The sequence below is a fragment of the Aeromonas sp. R2-2 genome, from assembly GCF_040908355.1.
Lineage (GTDB): Bacteria > Pseudomonadota > Gammaproteobacteria > Enterobacterales > Aeromonadaceae > Aeromonas > Aeromonas veronii.
This window is the reverse complement of record NZ_JBFODQ010000002.1, coordinates 1-22663: the sequence shown is the minus strand read 5'-3', so window position 1 is coordinate 22663 and position 22663 is coordinate 1. Positions and strand designations below refer to the sequence as shown.

At 59.7% G+C, this 22663-nt stretch carries 21 protein-coding genes, 1 rRNA gene and 1 riboswitch; of the genes, 9 read left to right on the top strand and 13 right to left on the bottom strand.

Annotated elements, in window-relative coordinates:
• Window positions 1-59: 59 nt before the first annotated feature.
• Window positions 60-941 carry a DMT family transporter gene (locus tag AB5Z09_RS00150; RefSeq protein ID WP_368194324.1) on the top strand — a complete coding sequence of 294 codons (882 nt, stop codon included), beginning with the start codon at window positions 60-62 and terminating at the stop codon, window positions 939-941.
• Window positions 942-1101: 160 nt separating this feature from the next.
• On the opposite strand, the gene AB5Z09_RS00145 is transcribed toward AB5Z09_RS00150, so the two are convergent.
• The 7 genes from AB5Z09_RS00145 to AB5Z09_RS00115 form a co-directional block, all read right to left on the bottom strand.
• Window positions 1102-1734, bottom strand: a complete 633-nt coding sequence (locus AB5Z09_RS00145; RefSeq protein WP_368194323.1) for a LysE family translocator — start codon at window positions 1732-1734, stop codon at window positions 1102-1104.
• A 104-nt stretch (window positions 1735-1838) separates the two neighbouring features.
• Window positions 1839-2333 carry an acetolactate synthase small subunit gene (ilvN, locus tag AB5Z09_RS00140; RefSeq protein ID WP_005311605.1) on the bottom strand — a complete coding sequence of 165 codons (495 nt, stop codon included), beginning with the start codon at window positions 2331-2333 and terminating at the stop codon, window positions 1839-1841.
• The gene (locus tag AB5Z09_RS00135) at window positions 2333-4051 is read right to left on the bottom strand and encodes an acetolactate synthase 3 large subunit (RefSeq protein ID WP_043823044.1); all 1719 of its coding nucleotides are present in this window, start codon (window positions 4049-4051) and stop codon (window positions 2333-2335) included. The genes ilvN and AB5Z09_RS00135 overlap by 1 nt, the downstream gene beginning before the upstream one ends.
• A 390-nt stretch (window positions 4052-4441) precedes the next feature.
• Window positions 4442-4594: a hypothetical protein gene (locus AB5Z09_RS00130; RefSeq protein WP_005341188.1), complete on the bottom strand. Its 153-nt coding sequence runs from the start codon at window positions 4592-4594 to the stop codon at window positions 4442-4444.
• Window positions 4595-4631: 37 nt separating this feature from the next.
• The gene (locus AB5Z09_RS00125; RefSeq protein ID WP_005358199.1) at window positions 4632-5741 is read right to left on the bottom strand and encodes an MJ1255/VC2487 family glycosyltransferase; all 1110 of its coding nucleotides are present in this window, start codon (window positions 5739-5741) and stop codon (window positions 4632-4634) included.
• Window positions 5738-6241: a phosphatase PAP2 family protein gene (locus tag AB5Z09_RS00120; RefSeq protein ID WP_005339149.1), complete on the bottom strand. Its 504-nt coding sequence runs from the start codon at window positions 6239-6241 to the stop codon at window positions 5738-5740. Before AB5Z09_RS00120 ends, AB5Z09_RS00125 begins: the two co-directional genes overlap by 4 nt.
• A 126-nt stretch (window positions 6242-6367) precedes the next feature.
• The gene (locus AB5Z09_RS00115; protein WP_005349170.1) at window positions 6368-6988 is read right to left on the bottom strand and encodes a TetR/AcrR family transcriptional regulator; all 621 of its coding nucleotides are present in this window, start codon (window positions 6986-6988) and stop codon (window positions 6368-6370) included.
• A 408-nt stretch (window positions 6989-7396) separates the two neighbouring features.
• Between AB5Z09_RS00115 and leuA the strand changes: the two genes are divergently transcribed.
• The 5 genes from leuA (at window position 7397) to AB5Z09_RS00090 (ending at window position 13267) form a co-directional block, all read left to right on the top strand.
• Window positions 7397-8959: a 2-isopropylmalate synthase gene (gene leuA, locus AB5Z09_RS00110; RefSeq protein WP_139743616.1), complete on the top strand. Its 1563-nt coding sequence runs from the start codon at window positions 7397-7399 to the stop codon at window positions 8957-8959.
• A gap of 132 nt (window positions 8960-9091) precedes the next feature.
• The gene (gene leuB / locus AB5Z09_RS00105) at window positions 9092-10177 is read left to right on the top strand and encodes a 3-isopropylmalate dehydrogenase (RefSeq protein WP_368194321.1); all 1086 of its coding nucleotides are present in this window, start codon (window positions 9092-9094) and stop codon (window positions 10175-10177) included.
• Between the two features lie 33 nt (window positions 10178-10210).
• Window positions 10211-11608: a 3-isopropylmalate dehydratase large subunit gene (leuC, locus tag AB5Z09_RS00100; protein WP_368194320.1), complete on the top strand. Its 1398-nt coding sequence runs from the start codon at window positions 10211-10213 to the stop codon at window positions 11606-11608.
• A 12-nt stretch (window positions 11609-11620) separates the two neighbouring features.
• Window positions 11621-12220, top strand: coding sequence for a 3-isopropylmalate dehydratase small subunit (gene leuD / locus AB5Z09_RS00095; protein WP_368194318.1), 600 nt, complete (start codon window positions 11621-11623; stop codon window positions 12218-12220).
• A gap of 117 nt (window positions 12221-12337) precedes the next feature.
• On the top strand, window positions 12338-13267 hold the full coding sequence (locus tag AB5Z09_RS00090) for a transglutaminase domain-containing protein (protein ID WP_201938497.1): 930 nt from the start codon (window positions 12338-12340) through the stop codon (window positions 13265-13267).
• A 30-nt stretch (window positions 13268-13297) separates the two neighbouring features.
• On the opposite strand, the gene AB5Z09_RS00085 is transcribed toward AB5Z09_RS00090, so the two are convergent.
• Entirely contained in the window at window positions 13298-13588 is a 291-nt protein-coding gene (locus AB5Z09_RS00085) for a PilZ domain-containing protein (RefSeq protein WP_005339160.1), read from the bottom strand.
• Between the two features lie 89 nt (window positions 13589-13677).
• Window positions 13678-13768, top strand: a riboswitch (TPP riboswitch).
• Window positions 13769-13828: 60 nt separating this feature from the next.
• On the opposite strand from AB5Z09_RS00085, the gene thiB reads away from it, so the two are divergent.
• From thiB to thiQ, 3 genes are read left to right on the top strand one after another with little or no spacing between them, the layout of a single operon-like run.
• Window positions 13829-14809 (top strand): thiamine ABC transporter substrate binding subunit, encoded by a 981-nt coding sequence (gene thiB / locus AB5Z09_RS00080; RefSeq protein WP_236301608.1) that lies wholly within the window; start codon window positions 13829-13831, stop codon window positions 14807-14809.
• Complete coding sequence (gene thiP / locus AB5Z09_RS00075; RefSeq protein ID WP_236301619.1) at window positions 14806-16428, top strand: thiamine/thiamine pyrophosphate ABC transporter permease; 1623 nt, start codon at window positions 14806-14808, stop codon at window positions 16426-16428. The genes thiB and thiP overlap by 4 nt, the downstream gene beginning before the upstream one ends.
• Window positions 16415-17110: a thiamine ABC transporter ATP-binding protein gene (thiQ, locus tag AB5Z09_RS00070; protein ID WP_323928098.1), complete on the top strand. Its 696-nt coding sequence runs from the start codon at window positions 16415-16417 to the stop codon at window positions 17108-17110. Before thiP ends, thiQ begins: the two co-directional genes overlap by 14 nt.
• 80 nt (window positions 17111-17190) lie before the next feature.
• Here the strand turns inward: thiQ and AB5Z09_RS00065 are convergent, their stop codons facing one another.
• The 5 genes from AB5Z09_RS00065 to rrf all read right to left on the bottom strand — a co-directional run.
• Window positions 17191-18561, bottom strand: a complete 1371-nt coding sequence (locus AB5Z09_RS00065; protein WP_005339173.1) for a PhoH family protein — start codon at window positions 18559-18561, stop codon at window positions 17191-17193.
• A 220-nt stretch (window positions 18562-18781) separates the two neighbouring features.
• Window positions 18782-19465, bottom strand: coding sequence for an NrdJb (locus tag AB5Z09_RS00060; RefSeq protein ID WP_021231985.1), 684 nt, complete (start codon window positions 19463-19465; stop codon window positions 18782-18784).
• Window positions 19466-19475: 10 nt separating this feature from the next.
• Window positions 19476-21623, bottom strand: a complete 2148-nt coding sequence (locus AB5Z09_RS00055; protein ID WP_368194315.1) for an adenosylcobalamin-dependent ribonucleoside-diphosphate reductase — start codon at window positions 21621-21623, stop codon at window positions 19476-19478.
• A gap of 211 nt (window positions 21624-21834) precedes the next feature.
• On the bottom strand, window positions 21835-22287 hold the full coding sequence (locus tag AB5Z09_RS00050) for a pullulanase (protein ID WP_100654510.1): 453 nt from the start codon (window positions 22285-22287) through the stop codon (window positions 21835-21837).
• A gap of 284 nt (window positions 22288-22571) precedes the next feature.
• Window positions 22572-22663: ribosomal RNA gene (gene rrf / locus AB5Z09_RS00045) — 5S ribosomal RNA — on the bottom strand; the annotation flags it as partial.

Below are 22663 nucleotides of genomic sequence, written 5' to 3'. Positions count from 1 at the left end.
TAGCAATACCTGGCGCCTTTCCTTTATGCTCTCCCCTCCATTTCACCATGGCGACCCCGATGAACCGCACTCCCCTGCTGCTGATGGTACTGGTCACCCTGCTGGCCGCCGCTGGCTGGCTCTTCTCGAAAGAGGCGATCCGCGAACTGTCCCCCGCCGCCTTTATCGGCAGCCGCTTCCTGCTGGCGGCGCTGCTGTTGCTCCCCTTGGCTTGGTTGCGTGAACCGCCGCCGACTTGCGCCCAACTGGTGCGCGCCGCCGGTTGCGGTACATTGCTCGGTGCCAGCCTGCTGCTGTGGGTCACCGCCATCAGCCAGAGCGATGCGCTGGGCAGCGGCGCCTTTATCATGAGTGTCGCCACCCTGATGGCCCCACTGGCCGCCTGGGCAGCCTTTCGGGCCAAGCCCGGCCGCCACTACTGGCTCACCCTGCCCATCGCCATCGCCGGTTTGCTGCTGCTCTCCAGCAGTACCCACTGGGGCGTGTCGCTCTCGCTGTTCTGGTTTCTGGCAGCGGCCACCACCCTCGGCATCCAGCTTGCCGTCCATCGCCACTTCGCCCAATCCATTGCCCCTACCTGGCTCACCTGCATCCAGCTGGCGATGACCGGCCTGCTCGGCACCCTGCTCTCCCTGCTGACCGAACAGTGGCCCGAGGCTGGAGTCAGCCACGGCATCTGGGGCTGGTTTGCGGCGAGCGTCTTGATCGCCACCACATTGCGCTACTGGCTGCTCACTCATGCGTTGAGCAAGATGACCACTGCCCACGCCGCCCTGATGATGCTGCTGGAACCGGTCTGGACTCTGCTGCTGAGCACCCTCTTCTACGACGAACCCCTCGGCAGCGCCAAACTGGCCGGTGCCGGACTGGTACTCGGCGCCCTGGTGCTCTACCAGCTCCCCCTGCTGCTGCGCAGTCGCACGCTGAAACCGGCACGCTAGCTCCCCACTGCAAACGCCTCTATGCAGATGAAACAACCAACGAAAAGGGGCCTGCAGTTGCAAGCCCCTTTTGTTGCATTGTCACGGCGAACTGGTTGGGCCATGCTCTCGACTCGGCCCTGTGCGCCAGCTCCCTTCTTGAACGCCCCTTGGCAGCCAGTTAGCGGCTTGAAAAAGCCAGCCTGATCCCGAGCCCGACAAACAGGGTGCCGATGCCCCAGTTTAGCCAGCGACCAAGACGCAGTGACAGCCGTACCCTGTGGCTGGCATAGACGGTGGTAAAGACCAGCAAGTGACACCAGATGATGCCGCCCAGATTGAAGATGCAACCGAGCAGGATAAAGGCGAGCGCCTTGTCGGGGGCATCCGTTGCGATGAACTGGGGCACGAAGGCGAGGAAAAAGAGCGCGACCTTGGGGTTGAGCACATTGGTCAGCACACCCTGCCGGTAAATCTGGCCATAGGATAGGGCGGGCAAGGTGAGCCCTCTCTCCATGGAACCCGTTGCTTGCTGGCGCAGCAGGGAGAACCCCAGATAGATCAGGTAGATGGCGCCAGCCAGCTTGATAAGGACAAACAGCTCGGCCGAGGCACTGAGCAGGGCCGACAGACCGAGGGCCGCCGCCAACACATGCACCATGACACCAGTGCCGATGCCAAGGGTCGCGACCGAACCGGCACGCCACCCTTGCGAGCCGCTGCGCAGCATAACCAGCAGAGAATCCGGCCCCGGCATGATGTTGAGCAGCAGCCCCGAGACCATAAACAGTGCAAGATCATGAATACCGAACATCACACCTACCCTCGTAAAGCAAAACCAAACAAAGAGGGCTCCGCAGAGCCCTCTTTCCTTTCACTCTGCGGCAACTGACGAGTCATCAGCTGTCCCGCCAGCCATCAGGGCCGCAACGCCTTGTCCGCCCGCGAGATGCCGCAGACGCCGGAGCGCACCACTTCGATGATCTCGTTGGTCTGGGCGGCAGTCTTGATAAAGGCATCCAGCTTCTCGCTGGTGCCCACCAGCTGTACCGTGTACTGCTCGGGGGTGACGTCGACGATCTGGCCACGGAAGATATCCGCCAGCCGTTTCAGCTCGTCACGAGCCCCTCCGGCGGCGCGCGCCTTGACCAGCGCGATCTCCCGCTCGATATGCTCCCCTTCGCTCAGGTCGCACACCTTGAGCACATCCACCAGCTTGTGCAGCTGCTTCTGGATCTGCTCCAGCACCCGCTCGTCACCCATGGTGACTATGGTCATGCGCGACAGGGTGGGATCCTCGGTCGGCGCCACCGTCAGGGTCTCGATGTTGTAGCCGCGCTGGGAAAAGAGGCCCACCACCCGGCTCAGGGCGCCGGATTCGTTCTCCAGCAGTACTGAAATGATGTGTCTCATCAGGTTCTCTCCGTCTTGCTCAGCCACATCTCATCCATGGCACCAAACTTGATCTGCATCGGATAGACGTGCTCATCCGGGTCGACCGAGATATCCATGAACACCAGCCGATCCTTCATGGCGAAGGCCTTCTCCATGGCGCTCTCCAGCTCCGCCGGATCACTCACCGCGATGCCGACATGGCCGTAGGCTTCCGCCAGTTTGACGAAATCCGGCAGGGACTCCATGTAGGAGTGGCTGTGACGACCGCCGTAGAACATCTTCTGCCACTGCTTGACCATACCCAGCGCACGGTTGTTGATGGAGATGATCTTGATGGGTACCCCGTACTGCATGCAGGTCGAGAGCTCCTGAATGTTCATCTGCACCGAGCCATCGCCGGTGACGCAGCAGACCACCGCATCCGGGTTGGCAAACTGGGCCCCCATGGCGGCCGGAATGCCGAAGCCCATGGTGCCGAGGCCCCCTGAGTTGATCCACTGGCGCGGTTTGGCAAACGGATAGTAGAGGGCAGCAAACATCTGGTGCTGGCCCACGTCGGAGGCAACGAACGCCTGACCCTGAGTCACTTTGTAGAGGGTCTCGATAACCTGTTGCGGCTTGATCTGGGTAGCCGACTTTTCGTAGGCAAGGCAGTGACGGGAGCGCCACTGGTTGATCTGGCTCCACCAGTCCGCCAGCGCCTCCTTGTCGTTATCGAAGCCACACTCGCGGATCACTTCCAGCATCTGCTCCAACACGGTTTCCACCGAGCCGACGATGGGCACATGGGCCTGCACCGTCTTGGAGATGGAGGTGGGGTCGATATCGATATGAACCACGGTGGCATTGGGGCAGAACTTGGCCACGTTGTTGGTGACGCGGTCATCGAAGCGGGCTCCCACGGCGAAGATGAGATCCGCGTTGTGCATGGTTTTGTTGGCTTCGAAGGTGCCGTGCATCCCCAGCATGCCGATAAATTGCGGATGGACGCCGGAGAAAGCCCCCAGTCCCATCAGGGTGGTGGTCACCGGCAGGTTCAGCAGCTCCGCCAGTTTGGTCACCAGATGGTCCGCATTGGCGTTGATGGCGCCACCGCCCACGTACATCACCGGGCGCTGGGCATCCACCAGCAGCTTGGCTGCCCGCTTGATCTGCCCTTTATGGCCAGACTTGGTCGGGTTGTAGGAGCGCAGAGAGACCGTCTCGGGATACTGGTAGGGGAATTTCTCTTTCGGGTTCTGCACATCTTTGGGCAGATCCACCACCACCGGCCCCGGGCGGCCGCTGGCGGCAATGTAGTAGGCCTTCTTGATGGCCTCAGGGATATCGCTCGCCTTCTTGCACAGGAAGCTGTGCTTCACCACCGGGCGGGAGATACCGATCATGTCGGTCTCCTGGAACGCATCCTCACCGATCATGCTGGTCGGCACCTGGCCGGAGAGGATCACCAGCGGAATGGAATCCATATAGGCGGTGGCAATACCGGTAATACAGTTGGTCGCTCCCGGGCCCGACGTTACCAGCACAGTCCCCACCTTGCCGGTGGAACGGGCGTAACCGTCAGCCATGTGAACCGCGGCTTGCTCGTGCCGCACCAAGACATGCTCCATCTTGCCGTTTTCGAAGAGAGCGTCATAGATGTCGAGCACTGAGCCACCAGGGTAGCCGAAGACGTGCTCAACTCCCTGATCTTCCAGCGCTCTAACCACCATCTGGGCGCCTGATAACATCTCCATGATAAAGCCCTCCAGGCTTTGCTCCGTTTAGCGAATCCCGCCGACGATGCCGTGCTTCCCGGCACGGCCCGATCCGTTTCTTGTTGTTATCTGAATGCAGATCGGTCCAATTCAGCCCCGTCGACAGTAGAAAAAAAGGATTTTTCCGTCATTCACCCGAAAATAGGGTGAAAAACCAACTTAACCCGCTTCATAACGCTTGTCCACGGCTTTATCTGACCAGAACAGTCATACATTTCAACCGGCTATTAACATTCAATGACTTGCCGCAGCGACCATGAGACAAAAGGGAAGGAAGTCGGGGAATGGCCAGCGGATCATTCCGCTGAGGGGAAAAACAGCCACAAAAAAGCCCACCGCTCAGCGGTGGGCTTGATGCCGAATGATGACTCAGTTGTCCTGATCCGGCTCCGCCAGCCAAATCTGCTGATCCGGATCGGTCTCTTCACTGACCGAGATGCTGACACCCATATCGAGCAACTCGTGCAGGGTGAGATTATCAGCCAGGTTCATGACTTCGCCATTTTCATTGGTAAAGCGCATTTGCTCCGTCCTCTCCTTGGTGGGATCGCCTTTCAGTCTAGTCAACAACGCTCACTTGCGATAACCAGCAACTGGATAAACAGTCGCCCCCATCCAGCTCGCTCAGGCGATCACTCACCTCCTCCGGAAACAGGGTGCGAGCCCAGAGCCGCCGCGACAGAGAGGCCACGCTCTCGTCAGCGCCCGCCGCCAGCCAGCGGGCCAGCTCCCCAGCCACATCGGGGTAGCAAACCGCCCCCGGCGAGGCGCTGTCGAGCCAGGTACGCACCAGATTGGCATCGAGCACATCCATCAGAGTTGCCAGCCCCATCATCTCGAGGGTCTTGCCGTTGGTCAGCTGTTCGAACTGGCCGCCGAGGGGCTTGACCAGCAGCTTCTTGCCGAGGGTGAGCGCCTCGGAGGCCAGCTCGAAACCCGCGTTGGAGATGACGCCGCGACAACCGGCCAACACGGCGATAAATCCGTGCCGCGATGGCGGTTCGAAGCGCAGGTTGCGCCACTGGCTGGGGGTGCGAATGGCGGGGTGAAAGCAGACGAAGCGCTGCTGACCAAAGCGCGACAACAGGGCGGCGATCGCCTCGGTCTGCTCGAATGGCAGATAGACCAGGATCTCGCCGTTATCCGGCGCGGCGGCGATGGGGTCGATCACCGGCGGCAACAAGGGGTGACCGAAGTGAAACCAGTGCAGCCCGAGCGGCTGATCCACAGGAGCAAAGTGGCGCATCAGCTGGCGGCTGACCCCATCCTCCCCCCAGCGCGGGATGGGCCAGTTGAAGCTGGCCTGATGGCTGACGGTGAGGCTCGGCTTGCCATAGCGGCGGGCAGCGTGGGCGGTCAGCGGCTCAAAATCGCTCACCACCAGATCGTATTCGCTGCAATCGAGAGCCCGCAGATCCCGCCAGAAGGTGAGTGGCGAGGCGGCTTGCAGGGTGCGCCACGGAGAAACTCGCCCCTCGTGACTGACAAAAGTGAGGCCGGGAAAGGCGCGGTAGGCGCCGAACTCCTCCATGTCGAAGTAGCGGTCGGCAGGGCGGCCGCTGAAGAGATAATCCACCTCGACCCCTGCCGTGCGCAACGCCCGCGCCAGGGTGCGACTGCGACTGATATGACCGTTGCCGGTGCCTTGCACCCCAAACAGTATCCTCATGAGTGGCTCCAGCCGAGCGCCAGCACGGCGCAACCGCCACCCAGCAGGGCACCGGCAACCAGATCGCTCAGGTAGTGTACCCCGAGCAGCAACCGGGATGCCCCCACCAGTGCCGCCCAGCCAAACAGCAGGGGCGCCCAGAGCGGAAAGCCGGTGGCCAATATGGTGGCCATCAGAAAAGCGGCGGCGGTGTGGCCGGAAGGGAGGCTGTAACGATCGGAGGGGGTGATAAAGACCGGCAAGCCGACCGGCCGTTGCCGTTTCAGGCTGTTTTTCAGCAGCAGATAGAGGGGCAGTTCGATGGCGAAGGCGAGCAGCGCCAGTCGCACCAGCTCCCGCTCTGCCTCCCCCTGCCACCAGAGCAGGGCGGCCAGCACAGCGTAAAGCGGGCCATCGCCGGTGCGGGAAATGAGACGACTCACCCTCGCCTGCTGCCGATTGTAGCCGTGAAGCAGGCAGACCCGGCACACCTGCAGGTCCCATTGCTGGATCTTGTTCATATCCCCTCCTTCCCTGAATTCTGCTTGCAGAGTAAGAAAGCGGGATGACGTTACGTTGAACAAGGGATAACAGATTTATGAAAAAAGGGCCGAATGGCCCTTTTTAATCTCGATGTTGCGGCAAAATCAGTGGCTGCCGCGCAGACCGGTCTCCATCAGACGGCAGTTGTGGTCCGCCAGACGGGCCATGAAGTGCTCATCCACTTTCAGACCAAACACCTGCTCGTAGAGATCTTTCATCACGAATGGCTGCCACATCATGCTGAGGAAGGAGATCTTAAGCATGTCGGGATCCAGGTTGTCACCCAGCTCGCCGTTGGACTTCATGGTTTCCAGCAGGGCATCGAACTGCGGCAGCTGGCGTTCCAGCAGGCGGTTCAGCACAAAATCCCGGCCCGGGCTCTTCTCGGTCGACAATGCGCTGGAGATGGCAGAGGTCAGCTCGCTGTTGGGCGCCATCACCTGATAGTAGGTGTTGAGCAGCTCGTTGAGGCTGTGATTGCTGTGTTCATCTTGCCAGGCATGGTCGAGGGGCTCGGCCACATCACCCAGCACCGCCTTGTAAAGACCCTCTTTACTGCCGAAGTAGTAGTGGATCATTGCCAGATTGGAGCCAGCAAGCTCCGCGATTTCGCGTGTAGTCACCTTGCTATAGGGAGTATTGAGAAAACGCTCACGGGCGGCAGCAAGCAACTTGTCACGAATGTCAGAACGTCCGACCGGACGACCAGGTCTACGTTTTTCCATTTAACACCTCAGATAATTCAGCCAATGCTGATAAGTCGATCTGGTTGTGCAGAGAATAGAGCACAGCAGGAATGACCAGATAATCGGTCATGGGCCGAATATGGGACAAGGAAATTTGCAATCCTTTACAATCCGATTAAATACGTCAGCAGATTGCCCCTGACCTTCCGTGTTGACACAGCATAAAAATCTCGATATTGGTAAAAGCGTTATCGACTGGAAGGAATAACAACGTCATGCGTATCGCCACCCCGCTACTACTAATCTCCCTAATCGCGTTAACTCGCGCGGGATCCTTGTAGCCGGGCTAAGGCATAGCCGGAATTTACAAAAACCCGTGCACCCTGCACGGGTTTTTTTATGCCGCCGCAGGATGCACGTTACCGAACTTAGGAAGAGGGAAGTCACATGTCAGATCGGGTCATCATATTCGACACCACCTTGCGTGATGGTGAGCAGGCCCTGGCGGCCAGTTTGACAGTCAAGGAGAAGCTGCAGATCGCCCAGGCACTGGAGCGGCTCGGTGTCGACGTCATGGAGGTGGGCTTCCCGGTCTCTTCTCCCGGCGATTTTCAATCGGTGCAGACCATCGCCCGCCACATCAAGAACAGCCGGGTCTGCGCCCTCGCCCGCGCCCTGCCCAAGGATATCGACGCCGCCGGCGAAGCCTTGAAAGTGGCAGAGGCGTTTCGCATCCACACCTTCATCTCCACCTCCTCCATCCACGTGGAGAGCAAGCTGAAAAAGAGCTTCGAAGACGTGCTGGAGATGGGAGTCGGCGCCATCAAGCACGCCTTGCGCTACACCGATGATGTGGAGTTCTCCTGCGAGGATGCGGGCCGCACGCCGATCGATAATCTCTGCCGCATGGTGGAGGCCGCCATCAAGGCTGGCGCCCGCACCATCAATATCCCGGACACCGTGGGCTACACGGTACCGACCGAGTTCTCCGGCATCATCCACACCCTGTTCAACCGGGTACCCAACATCGACAAGGCCATCATCTCGGTCCACTGCCACGACGATCTGGGACTCTCGGTGGCCAACTCCATCGGCGCGGTGCAGATGGGGGCCCGCCAAATCGAGTGCACCATCAACGGCATCGGTGAACGGGCGGGCAACTGCTCGCTGGAAGAGGTGGCGATGATCCTCAAAACCCGCGCCGACCTGCTCGGGGTGCAAACTAATATCCGCCACAACGAAATTCATCGCACCAGCACGCTGGTCAGCCAGCTGTGCAACATGCCGGTGCAACCCAACAAGGCGATCGTCGGGGCCAACGCCTTCTCCCACAGCTCCGGCATCCATCAGGATGGGGTGCTCAAGGCGAAAAATACCTACGAAATCATCACTCCCGAGAGCATCGGCCTGACCCAGAACAACCTCAACATGACCTCCCGCTCCGGCCGCCACGTCATCAAGCACCGGATGGAGTCCATGGGCTACGCCGAGAGCAGCTACGACCTCGACCACCTCTACGGCAAATTCCTGACCCTGGCCGACAAGAAGGGGCAGGTGTTCGACTACGACCTCGAAGCGCTGGCCTTCTTCAGCCAGATCCACGAAGAGCCGGAGCACTTCAAACTGGAGTATCTCGGGGTGCAGAGTGGCAGCTCGGTGCTGGCCACCGCCTCGGTCAAACTGAAGGTGGGTCAGGATCTGATCTGTGAAGCGGCCACCGGCAATGGCCCGGTGGATGCGGTCTACCAGTGCATCAACCGCATCACCGGCTATGAGATCCGCATCGACAAATATGCCCTCAAGAGCAAGGGCGAAGGGGAAGATGCCCTCGGTCAGGTCGATATCGTCGCCGAGTACAAGGGGCGCAAATTCCACGGCATGGGACTGGCCACCGACATCATCGAATCCTCGGCCCACGCCCTGCTCCATGTGATCAACAGCATCTGGCGCGCCGATCAGGTGGCCGAACAGATGGAGCGCAATAACAGCATCAAATCAGAAACCGTCTGAGCCGAACTAGGTACCAAACAGACAGAATGGAATGACAACATCGGGACGGGGAACGTCTGAACCGGCAACCGCGCGCAGCGTCGGGGAAACCGGACAGAGGGATCTCAAAGACAATATCAGGATGGAGAGTGTATGAGCAGTTATCGGATCGCAGTATTGCCGGGTGACGGCATTGGCCCGGAAGTGATGGCCGAGGCCATCAAGGTGCTGGAGAAGGTGCAGGCCAGGTTCGGCCTCGCCTTCGAGTATGATCACCACGACGTGGGTGGCATCGCTATCGACAACCACGGCACCCCGCTGCCGCAAAGCACCATCGCGGGTTGTGAAGCGGCTGATGCCGTGCTGTTTGGCTCGGTGGGCGGCCCGAAATGGGAACATCTGCCCCCCAACGATCAGCCGGAACGTGGCGCACTGCTGCCCCTGCGCGCCCACTTCAAGCTGTTCTGCAACCTGCGTCCGGCCCGCATCTACACCGGTCTGGAGCAGTTCTCCCCGCTGCGCGCCGATATCTCCGATCGCGGTTTTGACATCGCCTGCGTGCGCGAGCTGACCGGTGGCATCTACTTCGGCCAGCCCAAGGGGCGTGAGGGAGAAGGGGCGAACGAGAAGGCATTCGACACCGAGGTATACCATCGCTTCGAGATTGAGCGCATCGCCAAGATTGCCTTTGAGTCGGCTCGCGTGCGCCGTGGCAAGGTCACCTCCATCGACAAGGCTAACGTGCTCGCCTCTTCCATTCTGTGGCGCGAGGTGGTGACGCAAGTCGCCAAGTCCTATCCGGACGTAACCCTCAACCATATGTACATCGATAACGCCACCATGCAGCTCATCAAGGATCCATCCCAGTTCGATGTGCTGCTCTGCTCCAACCTGTTCGGTGACATCCTCTCCGACGAGTGCGCCATGATCACCGGCTCCATGGGGCTGCTCCCCTCCGCCAGCCTCAACGAATCGGGTTTCGGCCTGTTCGAACCGGCCGGTGGCTCGGCTCCCGACATCGCAGGCAAAGGGATCGCCAACCCCATCGCCCAGATCCTCTCCGCCGCCCTGATGCTGCGCTACAGCCTGGGCCAGGAAGACGCAGCTCAAGCCATCGAGCAGGCCGTGGCCCAGACCCTGGCCGAGGGTTACTTCACCGCCGACCTGCATCAGGCCAGCGCCCGCCACCCGGTGCAGAGCACGTCCGAGATGGGTAGCCAGATCGCCGCCCGGATCTGAGCCGCATAACAGAGAACAAGGAAGAGAGAAGCAATGGCCAAGACCCTCTATCAGAAAGTATTCGACGCCCACGTGGTACGGGAAGTGGAAGGGGAGACCCCCCTCATCTACATCGACCGCCATCTGGTGCATGAAGTGACCAGCCCGCAGGCATTCGACGGCCTGCGCGCCATGAATCGCCAGCTGCGCCGCCCGGATCTGACCTGGGCCACCATGGATCACAATGTCTCCACCACCACCAAGGACATCGCCGCCTCCGGCGAGATGGCCCGCATCCAGATGGAGACGCTGGCCGACAACTGCAAAGAGTTCGGGGTTCGCCTCTACGATCTCAACCACAAATATCAGGGGATCGTCCATGTGATGGGCCCCGAGCTCGGCATTACCCTGCCCGGCACCACCATCGTCTGCGGTGACTCCCACACCGCCACCCACGGCGCCTTTGGCTCGCTGGCCTTCGGCATCGGCACTTCCGAAGTGGAGCATGTGATGGCGACCCAGACCCTGAAACAGGGCCGCGCCAAAACCATGCGCATTTCAGTCAACGGCAAGCTGGCGGAGGGCATCAGCGCCAAGGACGTGGTGCTGGCCATTATCGGCAAGGTCGGCCATGCCGGTGGTACCGGCTACGTGGTGGAGTTTGCTGGCGAGGCCATTGCGAGCCTCTCTATGGAAGGGCGGATGACGGTGTGCAACATGGCCATCGAGCTGGGCGCCAAGGCGGGAATGATCGCCCCCGACCAGACCACCATAGACTACATCCGTGGCAAGGAGTTCGCCCCCAAAGGCGCAGCGCTGGAGCAGGCCATCGCCTACTGGCAGAGCCTCAAGAGTGACGAAGGTGCCCGCTTCGATGCCGAAGTGGTGCTGGACGCCGCTGATATCGCCCCACAGGTCACCTGGGGCACCAACCCGGGCCAGGTGATTGCCGTCAATGAGCCGATTCCGGCACCGGAATCCTTCAGCGATCTGATGGAGCAGCAGTCTGCCCGCAAGGCTCTGGCCTACATGGACTTGCAACCGGGCCAGAAGCTCTCAGACGTTGCCATCGACAAGGTGTTTATCGGGTCGTGCACCAACAGCCGCATCGAGGATCTGCGTGCAGCAGCGGCCATCGCCCGCGGTCGCAAGGTGGCCACTGGCGTGCAGGCGCTGGTGGTGCCTGGCTCCGAGCAGGTGAAGGCACAAGCCGAAGCCGAGGGGCTGGACAAGATCTTCATAGAGGCCGGTTTTGAGTGGCGCCTGCCGGGGTGCTCCATGTGTCTGGCGATGAACAACGACCGGCTGCAACCGGGGGAGCGCTGCGCCTCCACCAGCAACCGCAACTTCGAAGGGCGTCAGGGCCGCGCAGGCCGCACCCATCTGGTGAGCCCGGCCATGGCCGCCGCGGCCGCCGTCACCGGCCGCTTCGCCGACATTCGCGCACTGTAAGAGGAAAGATCGATGACAGGATTCAAACAGCATAAAGGGATCGTCGTCCCCCTCGACAGCGCCAACGTCGACACCGACGCCATCATTCCCAAACAGTTTTTGCAAAAAGTAAACCGCATCGGTTTTGGCAAGCACCTGTTCCACGACTGGCGCTTCCTCGACGATGCCGGCCAGCAGCCCAACCCCGAGTTTGTACTGAACCAGCCGCAATTCGCCGGTGCCAGCATCCTGCTGGCCCGCGAGAACTTCGGCTGCGGGTCGAGTCGCGAACACGCCCCCTGGGCGCTGGCGGACTACGGCTTCAAGACCATCATAGCCCCGAGCTTTGCCGACATTTTCTACGGCAACGCCATCAACAATGGCATGGTGCCGGTGCGCCTGATGGAGGAGGAGGTCGATACCCTGTTCCAGCTGGTGGCCGCCAAACAGGGCATCGAGATCGAGGTGGATCTGGAGGCCAATCAGGTGCGTGCAGGTAGCCTCTGCTTCGGTTTCGAGATCGATGAATTCCGCCGTTACTGTCTGCTCAACGGCTTGGATGCCATCGGTCTGACCCTGCAGCACGAGGCCGCCATCAGCGCTTTTGAGGCGAAGCAGCCGAGCTGGATTTAACGCGCCAGTTGCAAAAAAACGAGTAGAATCAACAGGGAGCTTCGGCTCCCTGTTTTACTGTCCGCGACACTTCCCACTTTGGGCCACCGGAACTGGCCCGTGCCACAGGAAAGGATGATGAAGAGACCGACGGCAATTCCTCTGCTCTGTGCCCTGCTGCTTGCCCTGCCTGCGGGGGCCAGCCAAACCAGCTTCAACAACAGCCTCGGCCAGATCAGCGTCGGCTGGCAGGATAGCGAAGGTAAACCCCAACAGCTCACCTACCGGCTCGAACAGAGCAAATTGCCGCCCCTTATCGCCTATCGCCCGGCGAGAATGCAGGAGGAGGTATTGCAAGTGTTGCTGCGGGAGGTGCGCCAGAACTACCCCGAGGTGCAGTTCACCCTCGCTCGCCCCTCGCTGGAGCTGCATCTGAAAAGCCGCAATCAGGACAAGGCGCGCGAGGCGATGGCCTTTCTGCAGTCCAAGCGGAGCAAAGAGGAGCAGGCGTGGCTGACCAAACACTACTTCCAGTACTTCAACACCCCCGACGGGCAGCTGGCGGTGAAGCAGGATCATGTGCGCATCGCGCTGGAGAGTCGCAGCGGGCTGGCTCCGCTGGCGGATCAACTCAAGCAGCAGGGCAGCACCGAAACGGAAGCTCGCCAGAAGACCGTGGCCCATATGCTCACCTTTATCCAGAGCATCCCCTATCAGCAGCTCGACAGCCTGAATGGAAGACAGGGCAAGGGCTTTCTCCCGCCCCGTCAGGTGCTGGAGCAGAACCGGGGGGACTGCGACAGCAAGGTAACCCTGATGGCCGCCATGCTGGCCCAGCTCTTTCCCGAGCTGAAACAAGCCATGGTGTTCGTCCCCGGCCATGCCCTGCTGGCCGTTGACCTGCCCGCCAAGCCGGGGGATGTGACCCTCAACTGGCAGGGGCAGAACTACCTGTTGCTCGAACCTACCGGTCCCGCCACCTTGCCTGCGGGCCAAATAGCATCGACCAGCAAAACGCTGGTCGATAGCAAGCAGTTGAGTGTGCAGCCGGTTCAGGAAAAAGGCTAATTCCCTCCCTCTGCCGATGGGGAGAGAGGATTAACCCTGAGGCAGAAACTCTACCGCCAGCAGCAACCCGCTCTCCTCCTCCAGCACCCGGATAATACGGGCATGGGCTTCAAAGGGAGGCAACAGGTTGTTGTTGGTGGCAAGACTGATCCGGATGGGCTGATTGATGTCGAGCTGGTGTTCAGAGACCGCAATCCCCATGCCGTTGGCACTGAGATCCCGGCAGATCCCCTCCAGCACCAGCTGCTGCTGATAGACGGTGACCGGAGCATTGATGACCATGCGCGCAAAGGCACGCCTTTCCTTGGTATTGGTAAGCACGCGAACATCCTCTGTTGGGTGGGCGTCATCTCATGGGTATTGCACAATTGTGCTGGTCTACCCAAAAGAACGTTAATACAATGCGGTTCGTTTCTCAAACGGGGTGCGGTTTACCGCTGAGATTATACCCGTGTACCTGATCCAGATAATGCTGGCGGAGGAATTTGAGGCATGGCGCTCATTTTTTGCGCCCTCACCCGCTGGCACCTCGTTATTAACAAGTAATAGGGAGTGCCACCCATGAAGACCCTGCTGCTGGTCACCACCGGCCTGCTGTCGGCCAATGTGTTCGCCGCCGACACCCTCACCGTCTACACCTACAGCTCCTTCACTGCCGAGTGGGGTCCGGGGCCCAAGATCAAACAGGCCTTCGAGAAAGCGTGCGACTGCACCCTCAATCTGGTTCCCCTCGAAGATGGGGTCGCCATCCTCAACCGGCTGCGGCTGGAGGGCAACCACAGCAAGGCCGATCTGGTGCTGGGGCTCGACGATGCCCTCATCAGCGAAGCCAAGCAGAGCGGTCTGTTCGCCCCCCATCCCGCCAAGCTGGATGGCATCAAGGTGCCGGGTGGCTGGCAGGATGACACCTTCGTCCCCTACGACTACGGCTACTTTGCCTTTGTCTATGACAAGGAGAAGCTCAAGCAGCCGCCAAAAAGCCTGAAAGAGCTGGTGGAGCGTCCCGACCTCAAGGTGATCTATCAGGATCCCCGCACCTCCACCCCGGGGCAGGGGCTGATGTTGTGGATGAAGTCTGTTTATGGCGACAAGGCGCCTGCCGCCTGGGCCGAGCTTGCCAAAAAGACGGTCACCGTCACCAAGGGGTGGTCAGAGGCCTATGGCATGTTCCTCGATGGCGAAGCGGACATGGTGCTCTCCTACACCACCTCTCCCGCCTATCACCTGATTGCCGAGAACAAGCCCCAGTATCAGGCTGCAGCGTTTGAAGAGGGGCACTACCGTCAGGTGGAAGTGGCCGCCAAGCTAAAGAGCGCCAAACAGGAGAAACTGGCTGACCAGTTCCTGCAATTCATGGTGAGCCCCGCCTTCCAGCAGGAAATCCCGACCGGCAACTGGATGTATCCGGTTATCGACACACCGCTGCCCAAGGGCTTCGAGCAGATGATCACCGTAGCCAAGCCGCTCGCCTTTAGTGCCGATGAGGTGGCCACCAATCGCAAAGGGTGGATCCGCGAATGGCTACAAGCCGTCGCCCAGTGAGCCAGCTCGCGCTAAAGCAACAGGATCGCCCCCTCTGGTGGCTGCCGGGCAGTGCAGCCACCCTGCTGATCCTGCTGTTGTCCCTCGGGCCGCTGGCGGCCCTGCTGTGGCAGGCCGGTTCGCTGGCCCCCCGCACCCTGCTCGCAGATCCTTATCTGCGTCATGTGCTGGGCTTCAGCCTGGGGCAGGCACTGCTCTCCACTCTGCTGAGCCTGGGGCTGGCCATTCCGATGGCCCGTGCATTGGCGCGGCGCCGTTTCATTGGCCGCACCCTGCTGATCAAGTTGTTTGGCCTCTCGCTGGTACTGCCGGTCATCATCGCCATCTTCGGTATCGTGGCTGTCCACGGCAAACAGGGATGGCTGCCGCAGCTGCTGCGCAGCTTGGGACTGGATCCCGGCAATTATCTCTACGGCCTGTTCGGTATCCTGCTGGCCCACGTCTTCTTCAATATGCCGCTGGCGGCACGCCTGATGTTGCAGAGCATAGAGAGCATCCCCGAATCGAGCTGGCGCCTCGCCAGCCAGCTCGGCATGCGCTCATCGCACATCTTCCGGCTGCTGGAATGGCCGCTTATTCGCGGCATATTGCCTGGGCTGGCCAGCCTCATTTTTATGCTCTGCTTCACCAGCTTCACTACCGTGCTGGCGCTGGGCGGCGGCCCCAAATCCACCACCCTGGAGGTGGCCGTCTATCAGGCGCTGCGCTTTGACTTCGATCTAGCGACCGCGGGCGGATTGGCGCTGGTGCAGCTGATCCTGACCGCCACCCTGCTCGCCCTGCAGCACAAGTTGCAGAGTACCCCGGCCAGCAGGGTAACCCCACGTCGCCCCTGCCTGCGGCCAGATCGCCATCAGCCGGGCACGGCCGTGGTGGATCTGCTCTCGCTCTGTATCGGGCTCGCCATCTTTCTGCCACCGCTGCTGGCTATCGTGGTGGCCGGCCTCCACCCCGGCCTGCTGACGGCACTCACTTCCGCCAAACTGTGGCAGGCGAGCGGCCAGTCGCTGCTGATTGCGCTGGCGGCGGGCACCCTGGCGACCCTGCTCGGCAGCGGCCTGCTACTCACCAGCCGTCACCTCAAGGTGCGCACCCGCCAGCGGCGGGCTGCCGCTCTGTGGGAGGCAAGCGGCTCGATGATCCTGATGATCCCGGCGGTGGTGCTCTCCACCGGTCTCTTCATCCTGTTTATGCCTTTTGCCGACGTGTTCGCCCTCGGCCCCTGGCTGGTGGTGCTAGTCAACGCCCTGATGGCGCTACCCTACGTGCTGCGCACCCTCTCCGCCCCCATGCAGCTGGTGGTGCGTCAGTATGACCGGCTGGCGGATAGCCTGGGGGTACATGGCCTGCATCGCCTGCGACTGGTGGAGTGGCCACTGCTGCGCCGCCCGCTGGCACTGGCGATGGCGCTGTCGATGATCCTCTCGCTGGGGGATCTCGGCGCCATCGCCATGTTTGGCAGCCAGGAGCTCACCACCCTGCCTTGGCTGCTCTACCAGCAGCTTGGCAGCTATCGATTGACCGAGGCAGCCGCCACCGCTCTGCTGCTGCTGACGCTCTGTTTCTCCCTGTTCTGGCTGGTGGAGCGGGGTCTTGGAGGAAAACATGCTGAACATTGATATGCTTGCGACCAGCTACCCCGACTGGCGCGTCAGCTTCAGCGCGACCCTGCCCAAGGGAGAGATCACCGCACTGATCGGCCCAAGCGGCGCAGGTAAATCGACCCTGCTCGGGATGATCGCCGGATTCGTGCCGGTGGAGTCGGGCCGCCTCAGCTTCGATGGCGAAGATCTGCTGCCGCTGGGCCCGGCCGAGCGACCAGTCACCACCCTGTTTCAGGATCACAACCTGTTCCTCCACCTGTCGGTGTTCGACAATATCGCCATCGGCTTGCACCCGGGTCTGCGCCTCAGTACCGCCCAGCGGGCACAGGTGATCGATGCAGCCGCACGGGTTGGTCTTGGCGAGATGCTAAGCCGCCAGCCTGAACAGCTCTCCGGCGGCCAACAGCAGCGGGTCGGGCTGGCCCGTGCGCTGGTGCGGGGCAAACCGCTGCTGCTGCTGGATGAGCCCTTCTCTGCCCTCGATCCCGCCCTGCGCCGGGAGATGCTGGCGGAAGTGGCGAGGCTAGCCTGCGAACAGGGCATTACCGTACTGATGGTGTCCCACAATCCGGAAGATGCCCAGCTGATTGCCGATCAGGTGCTCTTTGTCGACGAGGGCCGCATCGCCCTGCAAGGCAAGCCGGATATTCTGCAAAATAGCGACCACCCGGGGCTGCTGCGCTACCTTGGCCAATAGCCCTTGGGAGTAAAGACTGCGCCATGATCAAAAAGGGAGGCCGATTGGCCTCCCTTTGCATCTGGAAATATTCATTTAAATCAGAGGTTTTCCTCGGCGAACGAAGCCAGTCGGCTGCGCACCACGCCATTGAGGAAAATGTTGGCACTGCCGTCAAAATCCTTGAAACGCTCGACGATGTAGGTGAGACCCGAGGTCACAGGGCTCAGATAGTTGGAGTCGATCTGGGCCAGGTTACCGGAGCAGACGATCTTGGTACCCTCGCCGCAGCGGGTGATGATGGTCTTGATCTGGGACGCGGTCAGGTTCTGGCACTCATCCAGCAGCACGAAGGTGTTCTGGATACTGCGCCCGCGCATGAAGTTGACCGATTTGAACTGGATGTTGGCCTTCTCCATGATGTAGCTGAGCGAGCCGCTCATGTTCTCGTCCTGCTTATGCAGTACCTCCAGGGTGTCGGTCACCGCCGCCAGCCAGGGCATCATCTTCTCCTCCTCGGTGCCGGGCAGGAAGCCGATGCTTTCGGCAATTTCCGGGGTATTCCGGGTGACGATCACTTTCTCGTAAATGCCCTTCTCAATCACCAGCTCCAGCGCCGCCGCCATCGCCAGCAGGGTCTTGCCGCAACCGGCCGGACCGGTCAGGATCACCAGATCGATGTGCGGATCGAGCAGGGCATCCAGCGCCATTCCCTGATAGACGTTCTTGGGATGCACACCCCACGCCTTGCGGGACATCAGTCGCTCGCGGCCCAGATCCTTGATGCGGATCTTGCTGCCATCGTGGCTGAGCACCCGGGCGGCGAAGAAATTCTCCTCATCCACCAGATACTGGTTTACGTGAACCCCTTCCAGCAGATTGGCATCGATCACATGGATGGTGTCGCGGCCATGGGTCTCGCTCTCGCACTCGCCAACCCGCTCCCAGAAGCTGCCGGGCACCACCTGAAAGCCTTTGGCCAGCAGGCGGATATCATCGATCAGCTGGTCACTACGGTAATCTTCAACGTGAGCAAGCCCGGCCCCCTTGGCCTTGAGGCGCATGTTGATGTCTTTGGTGACCAGCACCACCTGACGCTTCAACTCGTGCTTTTGCAGATAGAGGGCCGCGTTGATGATGCGGTTGTCGGCCTCCTTGTCGGTAAACACCTCGGCATCCTGCGGCAGATGGTGATCGCTGAAGATGCAGATATTGCCGCTCGCTTCGCCAGCCAGCGGCACGCCTTGGGTGATCTGATCCGGGGTTGCATCGCGGAACACATCTTCCAGCGCACGAATGGCCACCCGCGCGTCGCGGCTGACATCCTTGTTGCGATCCTTGATGTTATCGAGCTCTTCCAGCACCGTCATGGGGATGAGCACGTCGTGCTCTTTGAAGGAGTAGATAGCGAGGGGTTCGTGAAGCAGAACGTTGGTATCCAGGATAAACAGCTTTCGGTCCGTATTGTCCATAAGCATCCTCCTTGGCACTGAAGGGCCACGTGTGTGAATCTCAGATGTCATTGAAACCACACGGCCGTGACAGTTTTATTACCCTCAACGCTACGCCCGATTTTACTATCGCGCAACAAATCACTTGGCCGCCTGATTTGATTGCGCATAAAAACAGCAATAAAAAGACCGGCACTGTGGCCGGTCTGTTTTCTATCGTTCAACTACTTGGGCATGTTTGTCAGCCGCACTTGGAGTCGCCACAGTTGAGGCAGGTCATGCAGCCATCCTTCAGCACCAGCGCCTTGGTGTGGCACTTGTAGCAGAGCGCGGCATTGGCCGGAAAACCACTGCTCGCCTGCTGCTCTTCAGCCTCCTGAGCGGCTTTCAACTCGGCCTGCTTCTCGGCCAGAAATGCCTGCTGATGCTCGTCCAACCCCGGCGCCTTGAGCATGCCTATCTCGGTGAGATGGCTCTCTATCACGTTGCCAATTTCGGCGATCAGCGACGGCACATACTTGCCCTTGTTCCAATAGCCGCCCTTGGGATCGAATACGGAACGCAGCTCCTCGACCAGGAAGGTGACATCCCCCCCCTTGCGGAAAACAGCAGAGATGATGCGGGTTAGCGCCACGATCCACTGGTAGTGCTCCAGGCTCTTGGAGTTGATGAAAATCTCGAACGGACGGCGAGTTTCGTGAACCGTGCCCTCGTTGAGAATGATGTCATTGATGGTGATGAACAGTGAGTGCTCGGAGACATGCTCCGGCGTCTTCAGCTTGTAGGTGGTGCCCATCAGTCGCTCCGGGCGCAGCACGGTTTCGTGCATGTGCACCACGTCATCCTGCGCAGAGAGATCTTCTTGTGGCTCATCCTTGGTACGCACCTTGTAGGCGACGATTTTCTTGTCGATCTTCTTGACCATAATGTCGTTCTCAGAATTTACCGTAATAGCCTTCTTTCAAGGCGTCGTAGAGGTTGGCAGCAGTGTGCAGCTCACCATCGTATTCGATCTCTTCGTTCCCCTTGACGGAGATGACGGAGCCATCTTCCAAGGTAAAATCGTACAGGGTGTTCTCCAGATCCTTCTCCTTCACCAGCACGCCCTGGAAGGCCTCCGGGTTGAAACGGAAGGTGGTGCAGCCCTTGAGACCAGAGTCCGAGGCATACATGTAGATATCCTTGAACTGCTCGAACGGGAAATCGGTCGGCACGTTGGCAGTCTTGGAGATGGAGGAGTCGATCCAGCGCTGGGCCGCAGCCTGAATATCCACATGCTGCGCCGGACTGATGTCGTCGGCAGTAATGAAATAGTCCGGCAGACGGCTCGCCTCATCATCGGCATAGGGCATGGCGGCCGGATTCACCAGCTCGCGATAGGCCAGCAGCTCGAAGGAGTAGACATCGACGCTCTCCTTGCTCTTCTTGCCCGGCTTGATGACGTTGCGGCTGTAGTGGTGAGCAAAGCTCGGCTCGATGCCGTTGCTGGCGTTGTTGGCCAGAGACAGCGAGATGGTGCCGGTGGGCGCAATACTGCTGTGGTGAGTGAAACGCCCACCCACTTCGGCCAGCTCGGCGACCAGCGCAGGATCCACCTCGGCAACCTGCTGCATGTAACGGCTGTAGCGTGCGTGCAGCACCTTGCCCTTCACCTTGTCGCCCACCTTGATGCCATCAGCAGCCATCTCGGGGCGCAGACGCAGCATCTTGCCGGTCACTTCGAACTCCTGCTCCATGATGGGGGCTGGGCCCTTCTCCCTGGCAAGACGCAGGGACTCCTGCCAGCCGGTCATCGCCAGCTCCAGGGATACCTGCTCGGTAAAGGCTACGGATGCCGCAGAGCCGTATTTGATCTGCAGCATGGTGAGGGTCGAACCAAGACCCAGGAAACCCATGCCATGCCGGCGCTTGGCTGTGATCTCCTCGCGCTGTTTGGCCAGTGGCAGTTGGTTGATCTCCACCACGTTGTCGAGCATGCGAGTAAAGATGGCCACCACCTTGCGAAACGCCTGCCAATCGAATGCCGCGTTTTCAGTAAAAGGGTCGCGCACAAACTTGGTCAGATTGACCGAGCCCAGCAGGCAGGCGCCATAGGGGGGCAAGGGCTGCTCACCACAGGGGTTGGTGGCACGGATCTCCTCGCAGAACCAGTTGTTGTTCATCTGGTTGACCTTGTCGATCAGGATGAAGCCGGGCTCTGCATAGTCATAGGTGGAGGTCATGATGACATTCCACAGCTTGCGGGCGGGCATGGTCTTGTAGACCTTGCAGGCGACCTGCCCCAACTCGTTGAATACGACGCCTTCCTTGTTGGGCCAGTCGGCCCATAGCACCTGAGCGGGATCGTCCAGCGCAATGCCATCCTGCTCCACCTCTTTGGCGGTATAGGGGAAGATCAGCGACCAGGGCGCATCCTCTTTCACCGCCTTGACGAAATCTTCGGTGATGAGCAGGGAGAGGTTGAACTGACGCAGGCGGCCATCTTCACGCTTGGCCTGAATAAACTCGATCACATCGGGATGGCGGATATCCATGGTGCCCATCTGGGCGCCGCGACGGCCACCGGCTGACGAGACGGTGAAACACATCTTGTCATAGATATCCATAAAGGAGAGCGGGCCGGAAGTGTAGGCACCGGCACCGGAGACAAAGGCACCGCGCGGGCGCAGGGTCGAGAAGTCATAGCCGATACCGCAACCGGCTTTAAGTGTCAGCCCCGCCTCGTGCACCTTTCCGAGGATATCGTCCATCGAATCTTCGATGGTGCCAGAGACAGTGCAGTTGATGGTTGAAGTCGCGGGCTTGTGCTCAAAAGCCCCCGCATTGGAGGTGATGCGGCCCGCCGGAATGGCCCCATTGCGCAGCGCCCACAGGAACGGCTCATACCAGGCCTCAGGTTCCGGCTCCTGATCTGCCAACGCACGGGCAACCCGCTGGTAAGTCTCATCGATAGAGCTGTCGATGGGAGTACCATCCTTGCTCTTGAGGCGATACTTGCTATCCCAAATCTCGAGGGACGTTTCCTGCATGGGGATAAGGCGGGAGCCAAGCTCACTCTCCAGCACCGGGTTCGATTTAGCCATTTTCAATCAACCTTATGTGAATGCATCAACATCATGACAACAGCAGAAAACACAACTAATGGTGCCATCTAAAATTAATGACACAACATATAGTACACTTGATGCCATGAGGGCGCCGATTCTAACCTAAAAAAATGCCCCGGCCAGTAGATTTCTGGGCCGAGGCACTTAACTGATTAATTTACTGAGAGATTTAACACTCAGAGATAGTTCAGGGCTTCTTGACGTAAACCGTCGGTGTTTCACCCGCCATATTCAGATAGAACTCGTAGACGCCATCGGCATCCGGTGAGAACTTCATGTCCTCATACTTGGAACAGGGGTTGACCGGCACAGCCTCACCACCCAGTATGGCAACACCATCACTCGGGCTCTTGTAGCCAAAGTTGGTGCCACAGCTCCAGCCTGAATCAGCAAACTTGAACTTGTAGGGGGCCCACTCTTTCTTGAGAGTGCCTTTGGCCATATAGAGCTTGTCGGCCACCTTGACTACCTTGCTTTCATCAGTCGCCATCCAGTCGTTCATCTCCCCGCGCAGGTAGATGGACTTGCCACCGAAGTCGCTGTTGTCTGCCCCAGCCTGCTCTGCACCACCATTGGATGCGCAACCGCCTAATACCAGGGTTCCCGCCGCCAGCATCATCGTTACTGTTCTCTTGAACATGAGTCTATTCCTTAAATTATTGTGATTCCTTGGTCCATCAATATGGACTGAAGAATTAAACCAGAGGAGACATCACAAGAAAGGTAGAGGCATCACATTCTGTACTTTTTGTATCCAACACATTGAATTGGTGAGCAAATATCGAACAGAAAAAGAGGTCTTTTTGGGGCTTTAGAAGGCTAATCAATGAATGACAAGAAGGGGGAAGTCTAATAATCCGGCGACGTGATGAATTACAGGCAATAAAAAACCCCGCTCGATGAGCGAGGTTTCTTGTATTTGGTGCCTGGCAGTGTCCTACTCTCGCATGGCGAATGCCACACTACCATCGGCGCTACCGCGTTTCACTTCTGAGTTCGGCATGGGATCAGGTGGT

What these genes read in the sequence shown, in the direction of transcription:
- AB5Z09_RS00150 (WP_368194324.1), top strand. Translation starts at nt 60, where the DNA reads ATGAACCGCACTCCCCTGCTGCTGATGGTACTGGTCACCCTGCTGGCC.
- AB5Z09_RS00145 (WP_368194323.1), bottom strand. Translation starts at nt 1,734, where the DNA reads ATGTTCGGTATTCATGATCTTGCACTGTTTATGGTCTCGGGGCTGCTG.
- ilvN (WP_005311605.1), bottom strand. Translation starts at nt 2,333, where the DNA reads ATGAGACACATCATTTCAGTACTGCTGGAGAACGAATCCGGCGCCCTG.
- AB5Z09_RS00135 (WP_043823044.1), bottom strand. Translation starts at nt 4,051, where the DNA reads ATGGAGATGTTATCAGGCGCCCAGATGGTGGTTAGAGCGCTGGAAGAT.
- AB5Z09_RS00130 (WP_005341188.1), bottom strand. Translation starts at nt 4,594, where the DNA reads ATGCGCTTTACCAATGAAAATGGCGAAGTCATGAACCTGGCTGATAAT.
- AB5Z09_RS00125 (WP_005358199.1), bottom strand. Translation starts at nt 5,741, where the DNA reads ATGAGGATACTGTTTGGGGTGCAAGGCACCGGCAACGGTCATATCAGT.
- AB5Z09_RS00120 (WP_005339149.1), bottom strand. Translation starts at nt 6,241, where the DNA reads ATGAACAAGATCCAGCAATGGGACCTGCAGGTGTGCCGGGTCTGCCTG.
- AB5Z09_RS00115 (WP_005349170.1), bottom strand. Translation starts at nt 6,988, where the DNA reads ATGGAAAAACGTAGACCTGGTCGTCCGGTCGGACGTTCTGACATTCGT.
- leuA (WP_139743616.1), top strand. Translation starts at nt 7,397, where the DNA reads ATGTCAGATCGGGTCATCATATTCGACACCACCTTGCGTGATGGTGAG.
- leuB (WP_368194321.1), top strand. Translation starts at nt 9,092, where the DNA reads ATGAGCAGTTATCGGATCGCAGTATTGCCGGGTGACGGCATTGGCCCG.
- leuC (WP_368194320.1), top strand. Translation starts at nt 10,211, where the DNA reads ATGGCCAAGACCCTCTATCAGAAAGTATTCGACGCCCACGTGGTACGG.
- leuD (WP_368194318.1), top strand. Translation starts at nt 11,621, where the DNA reads ATGACAGGATTCAAACAGCATAAAGGGATCGTCGTCCCCCTCGACAGC.
- AB5Z09_RS00090 (WP_201938497.1), top strand. Translation starts at nt 12,338, where the DNA reads ATGAAGAGACCGACGGCAATTCCTCTGCTCTGTGCCCTGCTGCTTGCC.
- thiB (WP_236301608.1), top strand. Translation starts at nt 13,829, where the DNA reads ATGAAGACCCTGCTGCTGGTCACCACCGGCCTGCTGTCGGCCAATGTG.
- thiQ (WP_323928098.1), top strand. Translation starts at nt 16,415, where the DNA reads ATGCTGAACATTGATATGCTTGCGACCAGCTACCCCGACTGGCGCGTC.
- AB5Z09_RS00065 (WP_005339173.1), bottom strand. Translation starts at nt 18,561, where the DNA reads ATGGACAATACGGACCGAAAGCTGTTTATCCTGGATACCAACGTTCTG.
- AB5Z09_RS00060 (WP_021231985.1), bottom strand. Translation starts at nt 19,465, where the DNA reads ATGGTCAAGAAGATCGACAAGAAAATCGTCGCCTACAAGGTGCGTACC.
- AB5Z09_RS00055 (WP_368194315.1), bottom strand. Translation starts at nt 21,623, where the DNA reads ATGGCTAAATCGAACCCGGTGCTGGAGAGTGAGCTTGGCTCCCGCCTT.
- AB5Z09_RS00050 (WP_100654510.1), bottom strand. Translation starts at nt 22,287, where the DNA reads ATGTTCAAGAGAACAGTAACGATGATGCTGGCGGCGGGAACCCTGGTA.